The 4,083-nt window shown below is 64.7% G+C and carries 4 protein-coding genes; 2 read left to right on the top strand and 2 right to left on the bottom strand.

Annotated features, from left to right (window positions below; translation table 11 throughout):
- Positions 1–134: 134 nt before the first annotated feature.
- Positions 135–1,382 carry an alpha-hydroxyketone-type quorum-sensing autoinducer synthase gene (gene cqsA, locus JaAD80_RS03065; protein WP_102292823.1) on the bottom strand — a complete coding sequence of 416 codons (1,248 nt, stop codon included), beginning with the start codon at positions 1,380–1,382 and terminating at the stop codon, positions 135–137.
- 197 nt (positions 1,383–1,579) lie between these two features.
- Here cqsA and JaAD80_RS03060 point away from each other — a divergent pair, with 197 nt between their 5' ends.
- Positions 1,580–2,836, top strand: a complete 1,257-nt coding sequence (locus JaAD80_RS03060) for a HAMP domain-containing sensor histidine kinase (RefSeq protein ID WP_258002785.1) — start codon at positions 1,580–1,582, stop codon at positions 2,834–2,836.
- Between the two features lie 11 nt (positions 2,837–2,847).
- Positions 2,848–3,855 (top strand): response regulator, encoded by a 1,008-nt coding sequence (locus tag JaAD80_RS03055; protein WP_102292821.1) that lies wholly within the window; start codon positions 2,848–2,850, stop codon positions 3,853–3,855.
- Here JaAD80_RS03055 and JaAD80_RS03050 read toward each other — a convergent pair.
- Positions 3,852–4,083: hypothetical protein (locus tag JaAD80_RS03050; RefSeq protein WP_146012239.1), on the bottom strand; the 232-nt coding region annotated here is incomplete at its 5' end. The genes JaAD80_RS03055 and JaAD80_RS03050 overlap by 4 nt on opposite strands.

The raw sequence follows: 4,083 nt of genomic DNA, 5'->3' as shown, positions 1-4,083 counted from the left end.
GCTGCACCACGCCAGCGCCACGGCGCACGCGGTGGGCCGCGAGCTGCTGCAGGACGCGCCGGCGCACGCATTGACGGCGCTGTCCGCCACTCTCGGCAAGCTGGCCAACTGAGCCAGCCTGCGCACCGCCGGCCTTACACCAGCGCCAGCTTGCGCAAACGCCGCGTCGACTGCCAGTGCTCCACGCCCGCCTCGGCGCGGATGGCGGCGCAGCCGGCCAGCACCCTGGCGATAGCCGCCTCGTCGAGCGCCGCATTCAGGGTCAGGCGCACCAGCGCGCGGTTTTTCGCCGTCGCCGGGGCGCAAAACATGGCGCCATAAATGCCCTGCCGCTCCAGCGCCTGGCGCAGGGCCAGGGTGGCCGGTTCGCCGCCCGCCTCCAGCGCCACGATCTGCTCCGTGCCATCGCTGACGTTGTAGCCCAGCTCGCGCAAGCCTTCGCGCACCTGCAGCGTGTGCCGCCGCAAGGCGGCGCGGCGCCCATCGGCGGCCATGATGAAGTCGAGTGCCGCGCCCAGCCAGGCCAGCTCATGCGCCAGCAGGCAGGAACTGAAGATGGCGGGGCGCGATTCGGACAAGAAATATCCCTTGAAGCGGCTGGAGCAGCTGATGAAGCCGGCCCGCCCCGCGAACGCCTTGGCCAGCGACGCCGTGCGGAAATGCACGCGGTGGCCCAGGCCCCACTCTTCCACCAGACCCGCGCCTTGCGGACCATGCGTGCCCAGCGAATGCGACTCGTCGACCACCACCACGCAATCGCTGCGCTCGGCGATCTCCAGCAGTTCCAGCAGCGGCGCCAGACTGCCGTTGGTGCTGTACAGGGCATCGACGACGATCACCCCGCGGCCATGCCTGGCCACCTGCCGCCGCAAGTGCGCCATGTCGTTGTGCAAGAAGGGCACGGCCTGGGCCTGGGCCGACAGCACGCCCTCCCACAGTGACGCATGGGCCTGCATATCGAGGTAGACGGGAATGCCGGGGCCGGCGATGCACTGGAGCAGTCCCACATTGGCCGCCATGCCCGACTGCGCCAGGATGCCATCCTCGCAGCCCATGTAGCGGGCCAGCCGGCTTTCCAGCCGGTGCTGCTCGCTGCCTTCCTGCAAATACACGGCCGACATCAGCATGCCGCCCGCGTTCGCCTGCAGCGATGCCACCTGGGCCGCCACCAGGGCAGGCTCGGCGGCGATGGACAGGTAGTCGTTGCCCGCCAAAAAAATGGCGTGCGCCGGTGTGGGCTGCCAGGCATGCGGGTGCTGTCCACCGAGTAACTGTTCGATGCGCGTGACGTGATGCGCATCCATGCGCCGCGCGATGTAGTCGGGCAGGCAGTGTTCGGCGCGGACAAAGGATGGGGTTTGAAGGGTGTTGGCAATGGTCATGTGATTTATCCTAGGGAAATGTTTGTTGCAAATTAAAGCCTTGACCGTGTTGCGAACCCGTCCATTGACGTATATCAAGCTCAGGCCAGTTAGCCGTTCAACCAGGAAAAATTACGCGATGATGACGTTCTGGAGAGCATCAAGGCAGAGTCATGACGCAGCAATGGCAAGGACGATGGACACACTGGCGGCAACGCGTGCGCCAGACGCTGGTCCATACGCTGCTGCATGAAAGAGTGCCGCATGCAAACCTGGCCAGCCGGGTCGCCATGCTGGCCGCCGTGGGCACCGTGGCGATGCCGCTGTACTACTTGCTGTGGCAATTCTTTTTTCCCCAGGCATATGAAAACCTGACCTTGCGCCTGACGGGCGTGGGCATCTGCGTGGCCGGCCTGTTTGCGCGCCGCTTCTCGGCCCGCTGGCTGTCGCGCTACCTGCTGTTCGCGCTCAGCTACATCCTGCCGTTTTTCTTTACCTTCATGTTTGTGATGAACCATGCATCGTCCATCTGGAGCGAATCGCTGCTGATCGGCCTGGTGGTGCTGTTCCATTTTGAGACGAAGCTCGCTTGCCGCGCCTACCTGATCGGCACCAGTGCCGCCTGCGTGGACGTCATCCTGCAAGGGGAAGGCGGCTTCCTGCTGCGGCGCGAAGTGCTGCAGCAACTGCCCGTGCACTGGTTCACCATCGCCGCGCTCTCCGTCGTGAAGGTGGGCGGCAAGGTGCTGGAACGGGAACGCCTGGCGGGCCTGGCGGCCGGGCTCGGTTCCGTGGCACACGAACTGCGCACCCCGCTCACCAGCGTGGAAGCGAACGTGCGCGGCATGCGCCGCTTGATGCCGCAGCTGGCCGGCGATACCGGGGCCATGCCGCCCATCGAGGAAGCGCTGTCGCGCATCCAGTTCGAGGTACGCCACATGCAGCACATGATCGATCTGTTCCTGCTGAGTGCCAGCGCCGTCAACCGCAACCTGGAACCGCGCCAGGCGCTGTCGATGCTGGCCATGGTGCATTCCGTGCTCAAGCGCTATCCGTTTACCGGCAACAAGCAGCGCGCCAGCGTCACGGTGGACGTGCGCGCCGACTTCCAGTTCGCGGGACAGGACGAGCTGTGCGTGGTGATCCTGCTCAATTTGCTGAGAAATGCACTGAAAGCCGTGCAGCGGGCCGGCAAGGGCCGCGTGCGCATCATCATCGACGGCGCCCGTCCGGTGCCCAGGCTGCTGTTCATCGACACGGGCTGCGGCATCGCGCCGAACCGCCTGCCGCTGATCTTCGAGCGCTTTTATTCGTATCCGGTGCACAACGGCAGCGGCATCGGCCTGGCCCTGTGCCGGCAAATCGCCCACGCCTGGCAGGCGCGCATCCGCTGCGTCTCGCGCGAGCATGCGTATGCGATTTTCATCCTGGAATTCCCCCAGCCCGTGCCTGCCCGCTTCCAACCCACTTCCTAGCAAGGTGACGCATGCAACTGCCCGTCTACACCCATCCGACCCTCACCGTGCTGATCGATGACAGCGATTCCTTCCTGAAAAGCATGGCGTTCCAGCTCGACCCCGCGCTGGCGCGCAAGACCTTTCATGACACCAGCACGGCCCTGCGCTGGCTGCAGCAGGCGGGCCAGCGCGAAGCCATGCCCCTGCACGTGAATTTCGACCTGCAAAACATGGCGCCCAACGATTGCAATGTCGCCATCGACATCGAACGCATCTGGCGCATCAGCGCGCAGGCGCAGCGCTTCGCCGTGCCATCCGTGCTGGTGGTCGATTATTCGATGCCGCAGATGAATGGGCTGGAGTTTTGCCAGGCCGTCCGCGACTTGCCTTGCAAGAAGATTTTATTTACGGGGGCGGCCGATGAAAAGATGGCCGTGACGGCCTTCAACCGGGGCTTGATCGACCGCTATATCAAGAAGAGCGATGACGATGCGCTCGATATCCTGGAGCAGGAAATCATCAGCCTGCAGCGTGAATTTTTCCTGCAGAAAACAGACACCGTGCGCGACCTGCTGCTGCTGCACGACTACAGTTTCCTGCAAGACGAAGCGCTGGCCGCCGTCGTCCATGAACTGTGCCAGCGCCACGGCTTTGTCGAGTTCTACATTTTCCCCAATCCCAGCGGCATCCTGTTCTTCACGCGCGAGGGCCAGGCCCGGCTGATGATCGTCGAGACGGAACGCAGCCTGCATACGCAGTACGAAATGGCGCGCGACAGCGACGCGCCCGAATCCCTGCTGCATGCCCTGCTGGAAATGCGCGTGATTCCCTACTTTTCCGATGCCGACAGCGATGGCATGTATGCGGCGCACATCGGCGAAAACTGGTTCCGCTATTGCGCCGCGCCAACGGTGTGCCAGGGCCGCATCACGTATTTCTGGGCCCTGTTCGACGTGCCGCCGCACCAGCTGGGGCAGCCGGTCATGTCCTACGCGCAGTTTTTACGCGCGCAGGCGGGCGACAGCGTTCAGGTTTAGCCTTCGCGCAAGGTCTGCAGCGGAGGATGTTTCAGCACATTGCGCAAGCCCAGCCAGCCACCGGCGATCGCGCACAGGGCGCCGGCCAGCAAGCCAAAGGCCCACACGCCGGGCGCGAAACTCCAGGCGAACTTGAACTGGTACGTGGCCAGGGCCCAGCCCATGGCCGCCGCCCCCGTCGCCGCCAGCAAGCCGGCCAGCGCGCCGACGAGCGAGAACTCGATCAGC

Origin of the sequence: Janthinobacterium sp. AD80, assembly GCF_002878455.1 — a bacterium.
In the GTDB taxonomy this organism is placed as follows: Bacteria; Pseudomonadota; Gammaproteobacteria; order Burkholderiales; family Burkholderiaceae_D; genus Janthinobacterium.
This window is presented reverse-complemented; position numbering and strand designations above follow the sequence as displayed.